Here is a 21072-nt window from a genome sequence, read left to right as displayed (position 1 = left end):
GCCTTCCTCTGAGGTCGTGGCTCACCACGACGAGTTCTGTGCGTAGTGGCCGTTCGGGCTGATCGTGAGGTTGACGGTGCCCCCACAGTTCGCCCCGAAGTGCGGTGGCGTGTAGCCCGCGTGGCCGATCTCGGTGTTGCCGTTCGCGGAGTTGACGTTCTCGGTGTACCCGCTCCGGGAGAAGCCACCACAGCTGTCGCCAGTGATCGAGAAGGAGACGTCGTAGTTGCCTCGGTCGCCGCCCGGAATGTCCGACCAGTTCAGCTGTAGTGTGCGGCACCCGGACCCACCGCTGTCACAGTTGATCTGGCGGCCCTGGGTGACCCACATCCGTGGCGGGTCGGGTGGGGGCGGTGGGTTGGGATCAGCCTCGGCACTGCGAGTCCGTTGCACGACGGAACTCTGCTGGCCGTGATTGTTCACCACCCGAACGCGGACGCGGTACTCCTCCTCCCAGCTGCCCGTGCGACTCACCGAGTCGGAGGGGTTCGCGTTGCGCCAGTCACTCCAGGATCCGTCGTTCCAGATGCGGAACTGGCTGCGCTCAATGGTGGCACCGTTCCCGCCAGGCGGGGTCCACGAGAACGTCACTTCACGACCGTTGGCCGACGACGTCACGTTTGGTTCACCCGGCGGTCCGTAGGTGGAGAACGCCGCCGAGGGCTGGCTCCACTGCCCGCAATAGGTGTTGCAGGCGCGCACCTCGGCGCGGTAGTTCTGGCCGTCCCGCGGAACGGAGATGGTGCTCGGATTGCCACTAGGCAGGTTCTGCACCGACCCGCCGTTCAACCGGTACTCATATCGGCTGATCGCCTGGCCGTTGTTGTTCGGCGCCGTGTACGAGATCCTCGCCTCGTTGTCGTTCCCGGTCGGTTCACCGCTGACCCCTGTGGTCTGCCCGGGGGCCCCGAAGGAGCGCACCTCATTCGAGGCAGGAGAGGTCTCGGAGTTGCCGGACCGGTTGAGAGCCACGAGGGTGAAGTGATAATCGTGCCCGTTCTGCACCTGCACCTCACGCGACGTCTGTCCACCACCCGGTGTGAAGGTCTGCGCGAGAGCCCCGTCCTTGTACATGCGCAGCTCGTAGGACTGGATCGCTGCCCCGTTGTTGTTCGGCGCGGTCCACTCCACCTGGAGGCGACCGCCGGCAGAGTCGTCGATGCGCGTCGTGCGCGGTGCAGCAGGTCGCGCAGGTGGCCCGGACGGATGCTCGGGCGCGGACCACTCGGACCACTCACCGGGGTCGGGAGCGTCGTTCAGCGCGCGCACCCGGAAGGTGTAGTCCTGCCCGTTGGTGAGCCCGTCCCAGGTCATCGACGTCTGGTTCACCTGCTGCTGACCTGCACCGTCGGCCGGGGAGATCTGCACGTCATAGTGCGTGATCGGTGTGCCTTCGTTCCGTGGGGTGTTCCAGGTGACATCCAACTCCCCGTCACCGAACTCGACGGTCGGAGCACCCGGTGCCTCCGGGCGCACGTCCGGGGTGGCCTCGGCCGAGGCGGGGCTCGCCGGGGAGTCCCCGACCTCGTTGGCGGCCGTGACCGTGAAGGTGTAGGTGGTGCCGTTGGCCAGGCCGGTGATGGTGCAGGTGGTCGTCGGGCATGCCTGCGAGCCGCTGCCGTAGGTCACCGTGTAGCCGCTGATCGATGCGCCATTGTCCTCCGGCGCGGTCCAGCTCAGCGTCACCTCACGATTGGCGACGTCCTCGATCAGCGGGATCGTCGGTGCCTCCGGTACGCCGAGCACCGCGGCGGTGATCTGCCCCTCGACCGCCCGGTCGGGCTCACCGGTCACATCCACCACCGTGTACGTGGCCGTCAGACGTCCGACGAAGTCGGCTGCGGGGGTCAGCACCACCTGATCACCCTCGACGGACACCGTGCCGTTCCCGTCACTGATCGCGACCGACAGGATCTCGCGCGGCTCGCCGGGGAACGGGTTGGAGTCGTTCTCCAGCACCGGCACACTGACCGAGCTGCCCTGATGCACCTCCCCGACGTCGTCGGAGTTCGTGGAGATCAGAGGCCTGTTGCTCGCCGTGGCTCGTAGAGAGATCACGGCTCGAACCGGGTCGCTCTCTCCGTCGGTCACCTCGATCACCAGGTCCTGCGAGGACCCGGCCGGGGTGTCCTCATCGGCGGTGACGGTCAGGATGTAGTCCTCCAGGCTCGCCTCGAAACCGTCGGCCTCCTCCGCGATCCGATACTCCAGATCGGTGGACCGCCCATCCGGATCCTCCGCCAGCCGGGCGATGTCCAGGGTGACCGCCTCGCCACCCTGCTCGGCCTCCACCGAACCGTCCCGCATCCGCGGGGGCTGGTTCTCGTTCGAGACCACCATGATGTCCAACGTCAGCACCGACGTCAGGATGTCATCGTCATTGATGTCCTCAGCATCGGTCACCTCAAAGGTGATCGTGGCAGGACCGACATAGTTCGGGTCCGAGGTGTACTGCAGAGTGTCACCGTCCTGCACGGGCGAGGACCCGTCAGAGTTCGTCGCCCGCACACCGGCCGTGTCCGACAGCTGCACCGGCTGGCCACTGAGCGCCACCACGTAGTCATTGATCTCGATGGTCTCCGGTTCCCCGGCGAGCACCTCGATCACCTCAGTACCCGGGCGCAGCACCGGACCGGTGTCCTCGGTCCCAGGCACCTCGATGAACGCATACGACGTCAGATCATCCTCATCAGTCACCCGATACGTGACCACCTGACGGGTCGGCGCCAGGGTCACCGTCACCGTCTCCCCGTCGTCGGAGCGCGCATTCTCCTGATCGTCCGGAACATCCACGGTGAGGGCCTCGACACTGCCGTCCGGGTCGGTGTCGTTCGGCAGCACCTGCACCTCGACCTCGTCCTGCTCGAGGATCGCTGACGGCGGCACCACATCGTCGACGGCGACAGGGGGCAGCCGTGGGCTGTCCGGATCCACGGTCACCGTCAGCAGCCCACTCGCAGTGCCACCGTGCAGGTCCGTCACGTGGTAGGTCACGAGATGCTCCCCGGCGTTGCCGGGAGAGGTGAACGTCAGCTTCCCGTCCCGGCTACCGACATCTTCGACCGCGCTCTCGGAAACCACCGGGTTGTCGAAGGTGAGCAGGTCACCATCCGGGTCCGTGTCGTTCGCAAGGACATCCACCTCGACCGGACGGTTCGGAGGCACCTCGATCTCGTCGTCGACGGCAACCGGGGACCGGTTCTCGCCCGGTGGGGGGATCACCCCCACCGACACCTGCGCGTCGGCGATGTCGCCCATCCGGTCCCGCACCGTGTAGGTGAACTGGTCCGGGCCGGCCGAATCGGTGAACGCCTGATAGTCGATATAACTGGGACCCACCTCGACGATCCGCCCAAGAGCTGGTGGCTCGTCCACCCCGAGCAGCTGCACCGAGTCCCCGTCCGGATCGATCCCGTACAACTCGATCGGAATCCGGATCCGCTCACCGGAGAACGCCCGGGTGTCCACATCGCGGGGCTCCGGCGGAGTGTTCGCGCCCTCCGCTCGCGCCTGGACATGCACGCGGATGGTTGCCGAGTCCTCGCGTCCGTACTCGTCGGTGATCGAGTACACCGCGGTGTAGGTCCCGGCTTCCTGCGGCGCCTGATACCGAATCACCTCACCGGCGGTGAACATCAGCCCCGCCTGTGGTTCCTCCGACAGCTCCGGGTCCAGGGTGAACTCGAAGCCGTTCGGGTGCGTGTCGTTGCTCAGCACCGGGATCGTCACATGGTCCCCGGCCCGTACTCGGGTCTCGTCCTGCACCGCGACCGGTGCACGGGTGCCACTCTCGGTCGCCATCGGCTGCACCAGGACTTCACCCTCGGCGGAGCGTGTGCCGTTGGAGACCGTGTAGGAGATGGTGACGGGCTCGTTCAAGGTGCGGTCGGTGCTGATCCGCAGGATCCGGTGCTCCAGCACGGCGACACGCAGGCCAAGTCCCGATGGCACGTCGATCTGCTGCACACCGAGCACACCTCCGGCCGGGTCCTCATCGTTGGCGAGGACGTCCACCAGTGTGGTTCCCCCCGATGGCAGGAAGGCCGTGTCCGAGGCTGCGATCGGGTCCTGGTTCTCCGGCGCGAGCACCCGCACCCGCACCAGACCCGTGGCGGAGAGCCCGTCATCGTCGGCCACGACGTACACGAGGTAGTAGTCCCCGGCCGAGGACGCCGAGAAGGTGAAGGTCGAATCCTGCTGACGTACCGTCGCACCCTCGGCGGATCGCACGTTCGCGAGCCGCAGCGGCCGATCGTTCGGATCCAGATCGTTCGCGATCGGGTTGATCTCGATGGTCTGGTCCACGAACGTCGTGGCGTAGTCGAAGACGGCCGTCGGTGGCTGCGCCGCATCGGGCAGGACCTCAACATCGATCTGCACGTCCGCACTCGCTCGACCGTCAGTGACCTGCACGAAGACGGACTTGATCCCGGTGGATCCCCCGGGATGGGTGATCGAGACAGTGCCGTCCGGCTGCGGACGGACCTGCAGCCCGGCAGCGTCGGTGGTCCCTGCCAGGAACAACGCGTCCCCGTCCGGGTCGATCACGCTCTCGAGGACGTTCACCTCGACCGATTCACCGACAGCGATCTGCGCGGTGATGGGATCGCCCTGCTGCTCCGGCGGGTTGTTCGTCCCCGAGGGCACGACCTCAAGCCGGACGGTCGCACTATCGGTACCACCACGACCGTCGTCGGCCGTGTACTGGAACGAGGTACGGCCGGAGGCATCCGGGCTCACTCGAATCTGGATCGCACGGCCGCCGTGAACGGCCTCCACCGAGCCGAAGGACTCGGGAATGGCCTCGCTCACCGACGCCGTCAGCAGATCGCCGTCGGCATCGGAGTCGTTCCGCAGGACGGGCAGCACCACGACCCGGCCGGCCCGGGCGCCGAACTGGTCGTCCTGGGCCACCGGTGGACGATTCTCCGCGTCCCGGTCCAGCTCGACCTCACGTTCCTCGAGGTCCTGGGACTGCTCCTCCTCTTCCTCCTCCTGATCAGTCGGCGGTGTCGCGTCTTCCCAGTTGTCCACCAGGATCAGCGCATCCTCCACCATCCAGGAATTGCCGGAAGCGAGCTCGTTGAGCACCACATAGTGGCGGTTCACCCGGAACACCAGGTCGCCACCGGTCGCGCCCGGAACCTCCAGCACCTCCGGCACGGCGTCGCCGCACTGGCGCAGATAGCCCGAGGGGCCACCTGCCCAGGCACTGTGCACGCACCCGGCCACCTGCACCGGTTGTGCCGGATCACCGGCCGCCGGCGATCGATGTACCTTCGGGGTGGACCCGTCGAGGGGAACGGTGATCAACGCATCAGAGGTCGCCACTGCGACCTTGTCACCGTCGCGGCTGGGCGCCTGCAGGCGAGCAGAGGCACCGTCGACGTCCAGGCCGGTGAGCGAGACAGGATCCTCGCCAGGCCGGACCACGGTGAGGTCCTCGGTGGTGGGGTCGAAGGCCAGGGCCACCGGCTGGTCCCCGACAACGGTGAGCTGGGTGGTGGTGTCGGCAAACAGTCCCGGGTCGAACTCGGTGACCTCGGGTTCCTCACGGTTTCCCGGTGGGAAGGTGACCAGTTCGCCGTCCGCCACGTCGAGACCATAGGCCGTGCCGTCGTCGGCGATCGCCTGGGCCGCCCCCTCACCCAGCACCGCCTGCGGCTCCTCAGCCGCCTCGGCCAGCACGTTCAACTGGTTCAGGGCCAGGACGCGCCACTCACCGGTCTCCTCCACGAGCACGCCGACCGTGTTGTCGCCGAGCTGCACGTCCGACCCGGTCGGCAACGGCACGGCCGAGCCTCGGACGCCCACCGACACCGGGTCCACCTGCTGCAGGGTGTTCCCGGCACGATCGCGGATCAGGACCGTTTCCTCACGCTGCAGAAGGTCGACGTCCTGGCTCAACGCCGCCAGGGTGGCGTCGATCTCCTCCACCGGATAGTTCAGCCGGCCCACCAGGATGGACTCGTTGTTCGAGACCCACACCCCACCGTCGTTCAGATCGACGTCGGCGGTGGCGACTCCCTCGTAATTGAGGCTGAGCGCGACGACCGTCCCGAGCACGAGCGACATCACGGTCGCACTGGCCACGGTGCGCCGGTTCCGGCGCAGCCCAGCCTTCCAAGTCACGATGTCCCCAACTCGTTACGCAGCAGATCCCGCCGCACAGTTTACTTTCTCCTCAGCGATCTTCCGAGGGAGAGAACTCCCCATCCGGGTCGGTCAGTCGTTCTCGTCCTCGGCGGCGGCCCGTTCGGCGTTGGCCTCCAGCAGCTCCAGGTCTGCGGCGACCACCAGCCGGGACGCGACCGCGTGCTCCACCAGGCGTGCCCGCCGGTTCACCGCCAGCTGCCCAGGGGCGCCGCGGAGTCCACGGACCCCGAACCGGGAGAGCTTCTCGCAGACGTTGTCGAGTTTGCGGTTGAAGCGGGTGATGGCCCAGCCGAGGCGGGCCGCTGCCTGTGCCGAGGTGGGGATGGAGGCGGTCGAGCCGCGTCCCCGAAGCACCGGCTCGGCGAGGGCGATCACGAGCAGCTTCTGCGTCTCCGTCATCGTGACCGGGCCGATGGTGGTCTCCCCCACCTGAGTGGTCGACGGGGAGGACGCCTCGAAGCTGGGCGAGTCTCCCACGATGCCGAGCTCGTAGGTGGTCGGGCCAGCGGTGAACAGCACAGAGGTGTGCGCGAACACCAGCGGGAGTCGGGCGCCCGGCGCCAGCCACGCCTGCATGTTGCCGTCCGAGTCGGCCACGGTGGCGGAGATGCGGCTACCCACATTCTCCAGCCACCACAGGTCGTCGTGGAAGGAGATGGTCAGGAACCGACGGTGCAGGTAGGGATTGTCGTCGATCTCGAGGTCACCCTCACGACCGATCTGGAACGTCTGCCCGTCGACGACGTCGAACCATTCCCCACAGAACTCCACCTGGACGTTCATGTCCGTGTTCCTCCCTGCCACCTCATACGCACTCCTGCGGACTGTCTGCTTCGTCCGAGAACTGCCTGTCCTCGTTGATGCTCACCACCAGGATGCACACCCGGTCGGCTCCGTCCTCGATCGCGACGGACGTGGTCGAACCGACCGAGGTGAGGCCCCCTGCCGAGTCCCCTTCGGTCACCTGGTAGGCGTACTCCAGTTCGCCATCGTATTCGGGAACGCTCCAGGCCGCGTGCACGTCGCCGCCGTCCCGCTCCAAGGTGAGGCCCTCCGGCGGTGGGGGCGCCGCACGCGTCGTCACCGTCGGCGCGGTGATCGGTTCGGTGGTGGGCTCGGTCGGGTCGATCGGTGTCCCCGAGTTCAGCGCCCCGTAGGCGATCACCGTGACCGTGCCTGCCACGAGCACTGCCGCGGCCGAGGCGATGAGGGCTGTCCGGGTACGAGGACGCAGGCGCGAGCCGTCCCCGGCCGCCGAGGCGGGCACTGCGGGGTCGGGCACCGCGGGGTCGGCCGGTGCGGGAGCCTGCTCGGCGGCACTGGGCGCCTCAGGCGCGGCGTAGGCCACCCCGCGCAGCCGAGTGGCGTCGTCCTGAACGGGCCCGCGTTGCGGCACGGTGCTGATCGAACGAACCCGGGTCTGTTCGCCGTCGTCGCCGTCTGCCGGCCCGTCCATCCAGGAGGTGTCCGGGATGTCGAGGGCGGTCGGTGTCAGGTGCAACTCCTGCTCCACCTGATGGATGGCACGGGCGAACTCCGCCGCCGAGCCGTAGCGTTGTGCCGGATCCTTGGCCATTCCCCGCGCGAGGACGGCTTCCAACGAGGCGGGCACATCGTCGCGTCCGATCGGCGGCACCCGGTCCCGCTCGATCCTGGTGATCAGATCGAGCGCCGTGTTGGACCGGCCGGGGAGCTCGAACGGCGATCGCGCCGCGAGCAGGGTGTAGATCGTGGCAGCCAACGCGTAGACGTCCGCCGGCACCCCGCGGGGGGCGTCGTCGGCAAAGAACTCCGGCGCCGCCCACGGGATCGACATACCGGCCTGCTCGGTGTCCTCCGCCGCACTCGTGCCGGTCGCCACGGAGATGCCGAAGTCTGTGAGTGCCGGCCACCCATAGGCGGTGGTCAGGACGTTCGCTGGTTTGATGTCCCGGTGCAGGATGCCGGCCCGGTGAGCCGTCTCCACGGCACCAGCCAGGCGCACGGCGATCCGCAACCCTTCAGCCACCCCGATCCGCTCGTTGCGGTAGCGCACCGAGAGGTTCGGGCGTGGGCAGTACTCCATGACGAGGTACGGGCGGCCGTCCTCGGTGGTGGCCGCGTGGAAGACGGTGACGATCGACGGGTGGGTGGAGAGCTGGGCCATGAGGTTCGCCTCGGCCGTGAACTGCTCCAGCCCGTCGTCCGTGACGGCGCTCGCCAACAGGGCTTTGACCGCCACCTCGCGACGGGGCATGTGCTGGTGGTAAAGGAAGACGTCAGCAAAACCACCGCTGCCGAGCAAGCGATCGTGGGTGTACCCCGGAATCTCCGGGGGCCGGGAAGGAGGTCGTCGCGCCACGTCGCTCAGGCCTGCTCCGGCGCTTCGATGGTGCCGGAGATCCCATCGCCCAGATCGATGACGGTACCGGTGGGCACCGGCACCGCTTCGCCGGCGTGCAGCCGTCGCGGCTGTCCGCCCGGGATGACCACGATCGTTCCGTTCGTGGAGTTCAGATCGGTCACCAGGAGGTGGTCACCTTCGACTCGCAGCTCAACATGCGTCCGGGAGATGTCCTGCTCGGGGCTGGGCACCGTGACCAGGCGCGGTTCCACATTCACCCCGAACCGGCTCGACTCGGGTGCCCGTCCGATCAGCACCGGCCGGTCCAGCGGGATCCGCGCACCCGTGGAGAGTGCGAGGATGCCGAGAGCGTCGCCCGGTGGAGAACCGGTGAGGTCGTCCGGCTCACCGGTGCCGGGCACGATCGTGGCGTCGCGCATGCTCGCCAGGTCCGAAACCATCACGGTGGACCCGTCGTGATCACCCTCGAGGTCACCGCCCCCCGTGGGTGCAGCCGCGGGGGCGTCATCCTGCTGCCCCCCTCCACGTCCGCGCAACGGCACACGCACCGTGTGTTCGTCGATGTCCGCGGCCCCGCTGCCAATGGCGTCACCACCCATCCCGCCAGCGTCCGGAGCGTGCGGTTCGGGCTCCAGGCTGCCCTGCCGTGCAGCGTCCGCGACGGTCCACGGCACCGAGTCGATGATGCCGCTCGGTGGCTCGGGTGCCGGTTCGACCGAGGGGTGCACCGTCGCCTCGGACACCTCCTCCTCGACCGCTGACTCAGGCTCAGGCTCGGACTCGGGCTCGGGCTCGGGCTCTACGACGGGCTCTTCCTGCGGCTCCGGGCCTGTCTCCGGCTCGGGAACGACCTCAGGCTCGGGCTCGTCCGCCGATGGCGAGGACGGCTCCTCCGGCTCCATCTCGACCACCGGCTCGGGCATGTCAGGCACCACCGGTGATGCTTCGGGCTCCGCGGCAACCGGGGCAACGACCGGCGCCGCCGCTCCGGCGGGGCGCACATCGCCCGGTTCCGCCGTCGCAACACCGACGGCATCGGCCGCCACGACACCCAGGGACCAGGGCAAGCCATCCTCCTCCAGGTGCCGTCCGCCGTCGGCTGTACCCGACTCGAGCCGGAAGTCCTCCGCAGGAAGCACAGCCTCGCGCCAGGTGCTCATCCCTTGGGCCCGCAACGACTCCTCACCGCAGACGACCACGGCACCACCACGAACCAGCACGCGCAACTGATCGCCGGACCGCTCCACGAGGGCGAAGTCGGCGAGGCTGGTGAGGCCACCGCCGGCCAGAATCTCCAGCCAGGAGCTGAGCGGACGACCACCCGCCATCGCATCCCAGAGAGTGCGCACATGCACGGAGCTGAATGACGGGTGCAGCAGGGCCGCACCAGCGTTGGTCACGATCGCCGACCATGATCCGGTCAGATAGCGCGCCTGAACCTGAGTCACTGCTGCCATGACGCCTCCCCTTCCTGCGTGAGCCGCTTCCCTCTGGGCACCGTATCGGCGAAGTCGTCCTCCGTGCGCGTTCGAGGCGCCGTCATCGAGATGTCCGCTCCTTCCAGATCCACCACGATCACCGAGACATTGTCCCGAGCTCCCTCGGCGACCGCACCGTTCAGCAGACGTTCCGCTGCCGCCGTCGCCGACGATTCCTCGGCGAGCACGGTCGCGATCTCGGCATCGGTGAGCTCGCCGCTCAGGCCGTCGCTACAGATCACCAACCTGTCCCGGGCACCGGCATGGAGCCGCCAGAAATCGGCCTCGGCATCGGTGTGAGTGTCCACGGCCCGGGTGATGACGTTGCGCTGCGGATGGTGCCGCGCGGTCACGTCGTCGATGGCACCCGAGTCCACCATCTCCTGCACGAGCGAATGATCGACGCTGATCTGGGTCAGGGCGTCATCGGAGTACCGGTACACCCGCGAGTCGCCGACATTGAACACCAGCCAGAACGGTGCCCCCTCGTGGACCGTGATCAGCGCCCCGGAGACGGTGCTGCCAGCCGTGACCGGCACCCCCTCGGAATCGACCTCCCCCTGGAGCGCCAGCCGCATCCGATCCTGCGCCGCCCGAATGGCCTGTTGCACCTGGTCCGGACGGACCTCGTGGTTCGGGTCGAAGGCATCGATGAACTCCTCGAACGCCTGCACCACCGCAGCCGACGCCAGGGCGCCGTGGATGTGGCCGCCCATCCCGTCGGCCACGAGGAACAACGGCGGCTTCGCGAGCACGGCGTCCTCGTTCACGGCACGCCGACCGCCTGCGTCGGTCCCGACTCCCCACGCCACCTGCACCGGTTCGCTCATCCTTTCTCGCCCAGCCCTTCCGACTTGAGCTGCGGTCGATCCTACGGTGGTCAGAAGAGGGTCGGGAACACCCCCCAGTACGCGGCGATGATCAGCAACGACGTCGCACCGAGATGCGCGCTCCACCAGATCACCGCCTGCCTGGCGCTGAACGCGGTCCGGCCGAGCGTACGACGCGCGTTCGCAGCGGCATCCACCGATCGCACCCCTACTCCGACGGTGAGGATGCCCAGCGCGTGCAAGGCGATCCAACCACCGTGCACGACGAGGTCGTCGGTGCGGTAGTTGAGCGCCAGCGAGGCCACATAGGCGACGTAGGCCGCGAAGACCACCATGATCGCCACCGAGCTCAGTGACACTGCGGCCGTGAATCGCGCCAGCGGTGGTGGGAACGTGTGCGGGTGACGCCCCCGGATCCGGGCCACGCCACGGCCCGCCAACCACACCACCGGGGCAACCAGCAGGAGCACGAACGACCCCAGGAGCGTCCAGACCAGCATGTCGCCGTCGGCGTACCAGTGTGGGTGGTCCAACGGTGCCGCACGGAAGCGCTGCTCCGGCTGCGCACCGGCGATCCTCGGTTCGGCGTCCGCGGTCTCCGGCAGCCCCAGCGTCCAACGGGCCAGCACGTCCACGAACCCCTCGACCAGCTCCCCGTCGAGACGCAGGCCGTGATTCGCACCCTGAAAGTAGCGCACCGTGTAGTCGGTGTTCCCCGCCTCGGCCATGCTGTCGATGAACACCAACGGGCCCTGCACGATCGGCATCGACGGATCGTCGGTGCCGTAGGTCATCAGCACCGGCTGAGTGACACGGCTGTGCCATGGTTCAGCGTCGAAGTCCGCGTACTCGAACCCCCCGCCGGGCGGCTGAGCTCCCACTCCGCGAGGGATGGCGCGCAACAACGACTCCGGCACACCCACATTGCGCAGGTACGAGTCCGCCGCGAAGGCCACCTGTTCTCGCGGCGCCACCACTGGCGCGGAAACGAGGATCACGAACGCCACCGCAGGCTGTTGCACGGCAGCGATCGGGGCGATCCAGGCCCCTTCGCTCTCCCCATAGACGCCCACCCGGGCCGGGTCGACCCCGGGCCAGTCCCTCAGCACCTCCCACGAGGCCAGGTAGTCCTGTGCCATCGCGGGGTAGTCCCGACTCGCCGTGGTGTACGTGTCCAGCCGCTTCGCCGGCACCAGCACGTACACGCCGGCGCTGGCCAATGCTTGCGCCTGGTCGGCGAAGTTGGTGTGCGCCCCGGTGCCCGCACCGTGCATGAAGAGCATCCCGGGGCGCTCCCCCGGCGCCCCGACGGGGAACGTCAGGGTGGCCAGCACCTGGGCGCCATCCAGAGCGACCTCGAAGACCTGCTGGTCGATCTCATACGTACCGACCGGGTCCGTGCGCACGGGTCCACCGATCGCCACGTCCTCGCTCTCGGGGACGATGGTCTCTTCGAGCGGCTGTGGTGTCCACCGGGGACCGCTGAGCGAACCGATCATCCCGAAGACGATGACGATGACCAGCGTCACCACGATCTTCCGGTACTTCACCGTGTCAGATTATCCATCTCTGATCGGCGCCAGGCGTCGAAGCGCCTGAACGGGCACACTCGCGTCAGAACCCCAGGCGCTGGAGGTGCTTGGGGTCCCGCTGCCAGTCCTTGGCCACCTTCACGTGCAGGTCCAGGTAGACCGCAGCGCCGAGCAGCGCCTCGATACCGCGGCGTGCCCGAGTGCCGACCTCACGGAGCCGGGAACCGCGAGTGCCGATCACGATGGCCTTCTGCGAGTCTCGCTCCACAAAGAGGTTCACCCGCACATCCAGCAACTCACGTCCGTCCTTCGCTGGCCGCTCTCGCGGCACGATCTCCTCCACCACCACCGCCAGGGAGTGCGGGAGCTCCTCACGAACACCGTCCAGAGCGGCCTCCCGCACCAGTTCAGCTACCATCACGTGCTCCGGCTCGTCGGTGAGCTCGCCGTCCGGGTACAGCGGAGGCGACTGCGGCATGTGGCTGCGGAACACCTCCACGAGCTCGTCCAGCTGGTACCCGGTGGGGGCAGCGACGGGTATGACGTCGGCCCACTCGCCCAGCTCGGCCACCTGCAGCAGGTGCTCGGTCAGGCGCGGGCGACCGACGGCGTCGGACTTGGTGGCCACCGCCACCACGGGAGTGCGTGCCTCCGCGAGCCGGGCCGCGATGTACCGGTCCCCCGGTCCGACCTTCTGATCAGCGGGCAGGCAGAAGGCGATCGCGTCCACCTCGGCCAGCGTGCCGATCACGAGCTCGTTCAACCGCTCCCCGAGCAGGGTGCGCGGGCGGTGCACTCCAGGAGTGTCCACCAGGATCAGCTGAGTGTCGTCCCGGTGCACGATGCCGCGGATGACGTGCCGGGTCGTCTGCGGGCGACCCGAGGTGATCGCCACCTTCTGCCCCACCAGGGCGTTCGTCAGGGTCGACTTGCCGGCGTTCGGGCGACCCACCACACAGACGAAACCTGCGCGGTGATCGCGCGCCCCGCCGTCGGGCGCCTTCATCTGGCCGCTCATCGGCCCGCCAGGAAGGTGAGCAGGAGCTGGCGTTGCAGGCCGAACATCTCCTTCTCCTCCTCAGGCTCGACGTGATCGAAACCGAGCAGGTGCAGGATCCCGTGCGTGGCGAGCAGCAGCATCTCCTCCTCGGCCGAGTGACCGGCGGTGCGCGCCTGCTCCTGAGCCACGTCCGGACACACCACGATCGAGCCGAGCATGCCCTCAGCGCTGGGCTCCCCCTCCACACCCGGGCGGAGCTCGTCCATCGGGAAGGAGAGCACATCGGTGGGGCCGTCTTCGTCCATCCACCGCACGTGCAGCTCGGACATCACCTCGGTGTCGGCGAACCGGATCTCCAGCTCGGCCTGCGGGTGCACGTGCATCGCGTCGAGCACGTGCCGAGCCAACGCAGCGAACTCGGACTCGTCCAGGCGGTGCCCGGACTCGTTGGTGATCTCCACACTCATCGATGCCCCTCCGAGCTGCCTCGTGCCGGACGGGAGGGTCGCGAGCCTCGACCACCGTGCTCGGCGCGGGCCGAGGCACTGGGACGCTCCGTCTCGAACCGCGAGTAGGCATCGATGATGTCGGCCACCAACCGGTGCCGCACCACGTCGGCGCTGGTAAGTCGGCAGAACGCGACATCGTCGAGATCGGTGAGGATGTCCTGCACCACCCGCAGCCCCGAGTCCGCCCCACCGGGCAGATCGATCTGCGTCACGTCGCCGGTCACCACGATCTTGGACCCGAAACCGAGCCGGGTGAGGAACATCTTCATCTGCTCGGCTGAGGTGTTCTGCGCCTCGTCGAGGATGATGAACGCATCGTTGAGGGTGCGTCCGCGCATGTACGCCAACGGGGCCACTTCAATGGTGCCGGCGGCCATCAACCGCGGGATCGACTCCGGGTCCACCATGTCGTGCAACGCGTCATAGAGCGGGCGCAGGTACGGATCGATCTTGTCGTTCAGCGAACCGGGGAGGAACCCGAGGCGCTCGCCTGCCTCCACTGCGGGGCGAGTGAGCACGATCCGGTTCACCTGCTTGGCCTGCAGCGCCTGCACCGCCTTGGCCATCGCCAGGTAGGTCTTCCCGGTACCGGCCGGTCCGATCCCGAACACCAGGGTGTTCCGATCGATCGACTCGACGTACTCCTTCTGTCCGAGCGTCTTGGGCCGGATGGTCTTGCCCCGGTTGGACAGGATGTTCATCGTGAGCACCTGGGCGGGGCGATCGGTGGTGCTGTCGGTGAGGATCTTGATCGCCCGCTCCACTGCATCCGAGGTGAGCGGCGTGGCCGAGGAGGCGATCTCGCTGAGCTCGTCCACGAGCCGTTCGGCGAGGGCGACGTCGCCCGGGCGTCCGGTCAGGGTGACCACGTTGCCGCGCACGTGGACATCCACCGAGGGAAAACCTGCCTCGATGGCGGTGAGCACTTCGTCACGTTGACCGAGCAACGCGACCATGGGCACGTGCTCGGGAATGGTCACCTGATGCCGCACGGAACCGTCAGCGGCGGGAGAGCTGGAACTTGTCATGGGCGGGGCGGATGTCCCCAATCTTCCCCTCGTGGGTGGGCTCGGATATGTCGATCCTACCGAGGCGACCCGACAGGCGCCGACCTCATATCGTCCTCAGGCCCAGCGACCGAGCCGCTGAGCGAGTAGCGCCAGCGCGATCGGCCCGGCCGTCGAGGTGCGGAGCACGTGCGGACCGAGGCGGACTGCCTGCGCTCCGACTTCGGTCAGGGCTGTGACCTCCGGCTCGGAGAGCCCTCCCTCGGGACCCACAACCACCAACACTTGCTCGGCTGAGTCGTCGATGCTCGCCTCAGCGATCGGGGCGCTCGCCTCCTCGTGCAGCACGAGCACTGTGCTGCGTGCGTCGACGGCGGACGTGACGGTCTTGAGGACCTGGCGCCCCACCAGCAGCTCCTCGACCACCGGCACCCACGCCCGACGCGACTGCTTGGCTGCCGCGAGGGCGATCTGCTGCCAGCGGGCGACCCCCTTGCGGGCCTTCTCGCCCCGCCACTGGGCCACCGAACGTTCGGACTGCCAGGGCACCACCCGGTCCAGGCCCACCTCGGTGCCGGCTTCCAGGGCGAGCTCGTCCCGCCCGCCCTTGGCCAGCGCCTGCACCAGGACCAGCTCCGGATCGGGGGCAGGTTCGCTGCTGATCTTTTCGGCGGTGACCGTGACGGTGGCGTCCTGGCCACCCGACGTCTCAGTGACGGTGCCGGAGACCCGCAACCCTGCGCCGTCGACGAGGTCGATCACCTCACCGCTGCGTACCCGCCGCACCGTGACGGCGTGCCGGGCGTCTGCACCGGTGAGGACGACAGACCGGCCCGACCGGGCGCCGTCGAGATCGCCCGCGACCGCATGGAAGACGGGGCGGCTCACCGGCCCTGCAGCTTCTCCCGCAATCGGGAGAAGACACCGTTGCCGGCCGGTGCCAGACGAGCCTCCGGGCGCTCTTCGCTCCGAAGCCCGGCCAGCTCACGCAGCAGGCGCTCCTGGTCCTCGTCCAGCTTCGTGGGCACGGTGACCTGGACGTGCACGTGCAGGTCACCTCGTCCGCCACCGTTCAGGTGCCCGACACCCAGACCTCTCAGCGTGACGATCTCGTCCGGCTGGGTGCCCGGGCGGATGTCGAGCTCGCGGGTGCCATCCAGGGTCTCCAGCTCGAGCACCGTGCCCAGTGCTGCGGCTGTCATGGGCAGGTCAGTCGTGCAGTGCAGGTCGTCCCCGCGGCGCGTGAACAGCGGGTGCCGCTTCTCCCGCACCTCCACGTAGAGGTCGGCCGGAGGCCCACCGGCTGGTCCCACCTCACCCTGCCCGGTGAGCTTGATCCGAGTGCCGTCGTCGACGCCGGCCGGCACGTTCACCCGGACCGTCCGGCGGGTGCGCACGCGGCCCTCGCCGGCGCACTCGGTGCACGGGTCGTTGATGGTGGTACCGAAGCCGGAGCAGTTGGCGCAGGCGGAGGTGGTCATCACCTGGCCGAGGAAGGAGCGAGCCATCCGCTGCACCGAGCCACGACCGTGGCACATCTCACACGTGGTGGGGCTGGTGCCGGGCCGGCAGCAGGTGCCACGGCAGGTGGTGCACATGACGGCGGTCTCGACCTCGACGTCCTTGCTGACGCCGAATGCAGCCTCGTTCAGGTCGATGCTGATGCGCAGCAGGGCGTCCTGACCGCGGCGCGACCGGGACGCAGGTCCACGGGAGCCACCGCCACCGGCGGCTGCCTGGAAGAAGGTCTCGAAGATGTCGGAGAAGCCGAATCCGGCACCGGCGCCACCACCGCCCATCCCGGGCTGTCCGCCCATGTCGTACATCTGGCGCTTCTCGGGGTTGGAGAGCACCTCGTGGGCGGCAGTGATGTCCTTGAACTTGTCCTCACTGCCCGGACCGGCGACGTCCGGGTGGTGCTGCCGGGCGAGCTTGCGGTAGGCCCGCTTGATCTCCTCGGTGCTGGCGTCGCGGGAGACGCCCAGGGTCGCGTAGTAGTCGGTCACGTGTGGCTTTCTGGGTCGGAGGTCACGGTGGGTCAGCCACCGAGGAAGCGGGAGAGATAGCGGGCGACGGCGCGCACGGCGGCCATCGTGGTGGGGTAATCCATCCGGGTCGGGCCGAGGATTCCGAGCTGCCCGACCGACTCGGTGCCCTCGCCACCGTAACCGCTGGCGACGATGGACGTCTCCAACAGGTTCTCATGGTGCGTCTCGCTGCCGATACGCACCGCGAGCGGGTGGTCCCTGCGTGCGGCTGCCTCGACGTCCCCGGCAGCCATCTCGGTGAGCAGCCGCAGGAGCACGACGTGCTCCTCGAGCGCCTCGAGGACCGGGCCGATGGTGCCGGAGAAGTCCACGTCGGAGCGGGCCAGGTTGGCGGTCCCTGCCATCACGATGCGCTCTTCGGCATCTTCGGACAAGGTGTCGGTGATCGTCCCCAGCACGTCGGCGACCAGCGGGCGGTCGGCGGGTGCGAACGCCTCCTCCACACTCGTCAGCACCGAACGCAGACGAGCGGCGTTGCGGCCGGCGACCTCCGCGTTCACGCGGGCGCGCAATTCGGCGACCATCGTCTCGTCGAGCTCGGTGGCCGACTCGACCGTGCGCTGCTCGACTCGGCCGTTCGCCGTGATGATCACCACGAGGAGGTGACGCGGGCTGGTGGGGATCAGCTCGACGTGTCGCAGCGCGGAGCGACGCAACGACGGGTACTGGACGACGGCGACCTGCTGGGTGAGCTGAGCGAGCAGGCGGACGGTGCGCTCGAGCACATCGTCCAGGTCCACAGCACCGTCGAGCAGCTCACCGATCGCTCGCCGCTCCACCCCGGAGAGCGGCTTGATCACCGAGATCTGATCCACGAACAGGCGGTACCCCTTGTCCGTGGGGATCCGCCCCGCCGAGGTGTGCGGCTGGGCGATGTAGCCCCCCTCTTCGAGGGCCGCCATATCGTTGCGGATCGTGGCCGGTGAGACATTGAGGTTGTGCCGATCGACCAGGTTGCGCGAGCCGACCGGTTCGCGGCTGCGCACGTAGTCCTGCACGATGGCGCGCAATACCTGCAACTGTCGCTGCGAACTCACCGGATCACCTCCCTGGCTCAACAAGCACTCGACGTGGGCGAGTGCCAATTCTACGCGGTTGTCTCGCCCACTTCACCGCGTGGCTCCTGGGGCGCGCCTGCTGTCACCTCTACTCTCACAGCGTGACTCAGGATCGATACGGCACGGACGTGCTCTCCCAGGACCCGCACGAGCGCACCCGGGTGCGCACCCAGGACATCCCGGCTGAACCAGGGCTGGTGGTGGAGGATGTGCAATCCGGGTGGGTCGGTGCCGTGGTCCGCGTGGAGAAGAGCGGTGGCCAGCAGGTGGTGGTCCTTGAAGATCGGAAGGGGCGCACCCGCACCTTCCCGCTCGGCGCGGGATTCTGGGTGGATGGCAAGCCGGTGCGGCTGGTTCCCCATCGACCTGCCGCTGCACCCCAGGGACGTGCCCGGACGGCGTCCGGCTCGCTCGCCGTGGCGGACGCACGGGCGCGTGTGGCGCGGGGGTCGCGCATCTGGGTGGAGGGCCGGCACGACGCTGAGCTGGTCGAGAAGGTCTGGGGGGACGACCTGCGGATCGAGGGCGTCGTGGTGGAGCTGCTCGACGGTGTGGACAACCTGGAGGAGCGTCTCACCGAGTTCGGACCCGAGCCGGGGCGGCGTGTCGGCGTGCTGGTGGACCATCTCGTCTCCGGGAGCAAGGAATCCCGGGTGGCGAGCGAGGTGGTACGGCGATTCGGCGCGGACAATGTGCTCGTGGTCGGGCACCCGTACGTGGACGTGTGGCAGGCCGTCAAGCCTGCCCGGGTCGGGCTACAGGCATGGCCGCACGTGCCCCGGGGTACCGACATCAAGGTCGGGACCCTGACGGCGCTCGGCTGGCCGGCCAGCAATCAGGCCGATATCGCGCGTGGCTGGAAGCGCATCCTGGGCACGGTGCGCGACTATCGCGATCTCGAACCCAGTCTGCTGGGACGAGTGGAAGAGCTCGTCGACTTCGTCACTGCTCCATAATCCTGTTCGCACCTCGACGCTGGACCTGCCCGCTGGGCCTGTCCTGCTCGCCATAATCTTGCCGGCCGCCGTTCCGTGCTCTCGGGCCCGGTCGTGCCGTGCTTCCTGTAGTCGGGACCGGTGTGCAGGCGAGGCTCTGGCAATGTCCGGGGTGTCGGTTGCACACCACTGACCCGGGGCGCTCGTTTCTGTTTCCACAGGAACTGGCCTGGGTAAGTCCACTGTCATACCCCGCTGGAAGAATGTGGGGATGACGTTGACAACCACTGGTTCCATGTTCTCGGCACGGGTCGAGAACGAGCTGGCTGCCGTGTGGATGAGCATTCCTGAACCGCTGACTGAGGGATTCTGTGTCAATGGTCCAGGACGGGCTATCACCATCTCTCGTCTGACCGGAACTTATCCACAGGTGCCGATGCTGTCCAGCGCAATGTCAGTGCCCTCTGGGAGAATAAAGCCATGACCTCGACAGCCACTGGTTCCGCGTTCTCGGCTCCGGCCGGGAATGCGGTGTTGGCTGCTGTGCGCGAGAACCGGACTGCGGCTCGGGCGGTTGATGTGGCGTGTGCTGAGCTGGTGATCGCCTGGGTGGGTGAGCGGGCGATCGACCCGGCCACCCTGGGCGCCTTGAGGGGTGGGCCGGTGTTCGACCCGGACGAGCACGCGGGCCTACCGGTTCCGGACGAGCACGCCGGACTACCGGGGACGGAGCAGCCGATGCGTCTGGCCGGGGATGGTGCCCCGTTGGTCTCGGACCTGGAGTTCACTCGGTTGGCGACCGCACTGGGGCAGTCGAACGAAGCAGCCCTGGCCTATGTGGGCGTGGTGGTCGAGCTCGCCTACCGGCTACCCCAACTCTGGGAACGGGTGCGGGCCGGGCAGGTCAGCATCCACCGGGCACGGGCAGTGACCCGGATGACGAAACGCCTCCCGTTCGACGGTGCCGCCTGGGTGGACGCCCAGGTGGCCTGGACCATCGGATCCTGCACGACCGCGCAGATCGAACGCACCGTGAGTGCCGCGATGGCCACCTTCGACCCCGACCAAGCCGCGAAGGATGAGGAAGCGGCGTTGGAGGGGCGCCACTTCGACATCCGCCTCGATGAAGCAGGCACCACCGCAGCACCTGGACCAGGAGCAGGATTGGGTGTGGGGTCGGTGGTGCGGGTCGAGGGTGGCCTCGACCTCACCGACGCGTTGGATCTCGAGGCTGCGGTCACCGACCAGGCGCGGGTGCTGGCCGGGTTCCTGCCCGGCACGAGTGAGGATGTGCGCCGCTCCATCGCCATCGGCGACCTCGCCCGCGGACACACCACACTCCCGATCCCCACCACCCCCGGCAGCGGTGAGGGCGGCAGTGAAGGAGTTTCCGGCGGTGGCGCAGCACCGACCACCACGACCGGGACCAGTGTCGTGGGGGCGCCAGGTGCTACTGGTGGGATGGGTCGGACTGTGATGCTCTACCTGCACCTGCCCGCTGACGCCCTCAACGACCACACCGAAGCCGGCACCGGTGAGAGCTCCGGTACCGGTGAGGGTGCGGGTAACTCTGGTGAAACGGGCCCTGTGTTCGGATCCGGGATCGTGGGCCGGTGCGAAAACACCAAATCACCGGTCACCAAAGAACAGATCCGTCAATGGTGTTCCACTGCCGGCCGAATACTGGTCCGTCCCGTGATCGATCTGGCCGGGCGCACCGATGCCACTACCTATGAGGCCAGCCCGACACTCCGCGAGCAGATCATTCTTCGTGACGGACAGTGCCGGTTCCCCTACTGCCACCGCTCCGCGCGTTCCGCCGACCAGGACCACATTGTTCCCTTCGACCAGGGCGGCCGAACCAGCTCGGTGAATATGGCCGCCTTGTGCCGACGTCACCACCGGGCGAAAACTCACACCGGGTGGTCGTATTCCATGATCACCCCCGGCGTCTATCACTGGGCCGCACCCGATGGTGCGCATTACCTGGTCACACCCACCGGCACCTACCCCATTCCCACCGCCGGCACCAGCGTGGGGGCGCGAAACGGGCGGAGCAGCCCTCGTGGCGGCAGTCCGCCCGAAAGCAGGCACGACCAGCCACGCAGCGAAACGGTCACGGATCCACCGCGCCCAAACCCGCACGGCCACACCGACCCACCACCAGACTGACCA

General features: G+C 68.2%; 14 protein-coding genes. 2 read left to right on the top strand and 12 right to left on the bottom strand.

Annotation, left to right across the window (positions count from 1 at the left end):
- Positions 1–21 precede the first annotated feature (21 nt).
- The 12 genes from BLU77_RS06120 to hrcA form a co-directional block, all read right to left on the bottom strand.
- Positions 22–6132, bottom strand: coding sequence for an Ig-like domain-containing protein (locus BLU77_RS06120; protein WP_089772143.1), 6111 nt, complete (start codon positions 6130–6132; stop codon positions 22–24).
- Between the two features lie 93 nt (positions 6133–6225).
- Entirely contained in the window at positions 6226–6939 is a 714-nt protein-coding gene (locus BLU77_RS06115; RefSeq protein WP_089772142.1) for an FHA domain-containing protein, read from the bottom strand.
- Positions 6940–6961: 22 nt separating this feature from the next.
- Positions 6962–8497 (bottom strand): serine/threonine-protein kinase, encoded by a 1536-nt coding sequence (locus tag BLU77_RS06110; RefSeq protein WP_089772141.1) that lies wholly within the window; start codon positions 8495–8497, stop codon positions 6962–6964.
- 5 nt (positions 8498–8502) lie between these two features.
- Entirely contained in the window at positions 8503–9957 is a 1455-nt protein-coding gene (locus BLU77_RS06105; protein WP_089772140.1) for an FHA domain-containing protein, read from the bottom strand.
- Positions 9945–10808, bottom strand: coding sequence for a PP2C family protein-serine/threonine phosphatase (locus BLU77_RS06100; protein WP_089772139.1), 864 nt, complete (start codon positions 10806–10808; stop codon positions 9945–9947). The genes BLU77_RS06105 and BLU77_RS06100 overlap by 13 nt, the downstream gene beginning before the upstream one ends.
- Positions 10809–10858: 50 nt before the next feature.
- Complete coding sequence (locus BLU77_RS06095) at positions 10859–12358, bottom strand: alpha/beta hydrolase family protein (protein WP_089772138.1); 1500 nt, start codon at positions 12356–12358, stop codon at positions 10859–10861.
- Between the two features lie 64 nt (positions 12359–12422).
- Entirely contained in the window at positions 12423–13358 is a 936-nt protein-coding gene (gene era, locus BLU77_RS06090; protein WP_089772137.1) for a GTPase Era, read from the bottom strand.
- Positions 13355–13807 (bottom strand): rRNA maturation RNase YbeY, encoded by a 453-nt coding sequence (gene ybeY / locus BLU77_RS06085; RefSeq protein ID WP_089772136.1) that lies wholly within the window; start codon positions 13805–13807, stop codon positions 13355–13357. Before ybeY ends, era begins: the two co-directional genes overlap by 4 nt.
- Positions 13804–14877, bottom strand: a complete 1074-nt coding sequence (locus tag BLU77_RS06080) for a PhoH family protein (RefSeq protein WP_089772135.1) — start codon at positions 14875–14877, stop codon at positions 13804–13806. The genes ybeY and BLU77_RS06080 overlap by 4 nt, the downstream gene beginning before the upstream one ends.
- Before the next feature lie 96 nt (positions 14878–14973).
- Positions 14974–15744, bottom strand: coding sequence for a 16S rRNA (uracil(1498)-N(3))-methyltransferase (locus BLU77_RS06075; protein ID WP_089772134.1), 771 nt, complete (start codon positions 15742–15744; stop codon positions 14974–14976).
- The gene (gene dnaJ, locus BLU77_RS06070; RefSeq protein ID WP_089772133.1) at positions 15741–16862 is read right to left on the bottom strand and encodes a molecular chaperone DnaJ; all 1122 of its coding nucleotides are present in this window, start codon (positions 16860–16862) and stop codon (positions 15741–15743) included. The genes BLU77_RS06075 and dnaJ overlap by 4 nt, the downstream gene beginning before the upstream one ends.
- A gap of 32 nt (positions 16863–16894) precedes the next feature.
- On the bottom strand, positions 16895–17941 hold the full coding sequence (hrcA, locus tag BLU77_RS06065) for a heat-inducible transcriptional repressor HrcA (RefSeq protein ID WP_089772132.1): 1047 nt from the start codon (positions 17939–17941) through the stop codon (positions 16895–16897).
- A 122-nt stretch (positions 17942–18063) separates the two neighbouring features.
- Between hrcA and BLU77_RS06060 the strand changes: the two genes are divergently transcribed.
- Positions 18064–18918: a DUF3097 domain-containing protein gene (locus BLU77_RS06060; protein WP_089772131.1), complete on the top strand. Its 855-nt coding sequence runs from the start codon at positions 18064–18066 to the stop codon at positions 18916–18918.
- A gap of 459 nt (positions 18919–19377) precedes the next feature.
- On the top strand, positions 19378–21069 hold the full coding sequence (locus BLU77_RS06055) for an HNH endonuclease (protein WP_089772130.1): 1692 nt from the start codon (positions 19378–19380) through the stop codon (positions 21067–21069).
- Positions 21070–21072: the final 3 nt, after the last annotated feature.

Origin of the sequence: Ruania alba (genome assembly GCF_900105765.1) — a bacterium.
In the GTDB taxonomy this organism is placed as follows: Bacteria; Actinomycetota; Actinomycetes; order Actinomycetales; family Beutenbergiaceae; genus Ruania; species Ruania alba.
The sequence above is the reverse complement of the archived record's forward strand: the minus strand, read 5'-3'. Positions and strand labels throughout refer to the sequence as shown.

Coding starts and splice junctions, on each gene's coding strand:
- era (WP_089772137.1), bottom strand. CDS start 13,358: ATGAGCGGCCAGATGAAGGCGCCCGACGGCGGGGCGCGCGATCACCGC.
- BLU77_RS06115 (WP_089772142.1), bottom strand. CDS start 6,939: ATGAACGTCCAGGTGGAGTTCTGTGGGGAATGGTTCGACGTCGTCGAC.
- BLU77_RS06055 (WP_089772130.1), top strand. CDS start 19,378: ATGACCTCGACAGCCACTGGTTCCGCGTTCTCGGCTCCGGCCGGGAAT.
- ybeY (WP_089772136.1), bottom strand. CDS start 13,807: ATGAGTGTGGAGATCACCAACGAGTCCGGGCACCGCCTGGACGAGTCC.
- BLU77_RS06080 (WP_089772135.1), bottom strand. CDS start 14,877: ATGACAAGTTCCAGCTCTCCCGCCGCTGACGGTTCCGTGCGGCATCAG.
- BLU77_RS06100 (WP_089772139.1), bottom strand. CDS start 10,808: ATGAGCGAACCGGTGCAGGTGGCGTGGGGAGTCGGGACCGACGCAGGC.
- BLU77_RS06105 (WP_089772140.1), bottom strand. CDS start 9,957: ATGGCAGCAGTGACTCAGGTTCAGGCGCGCTATCTGACCGGATCATGG.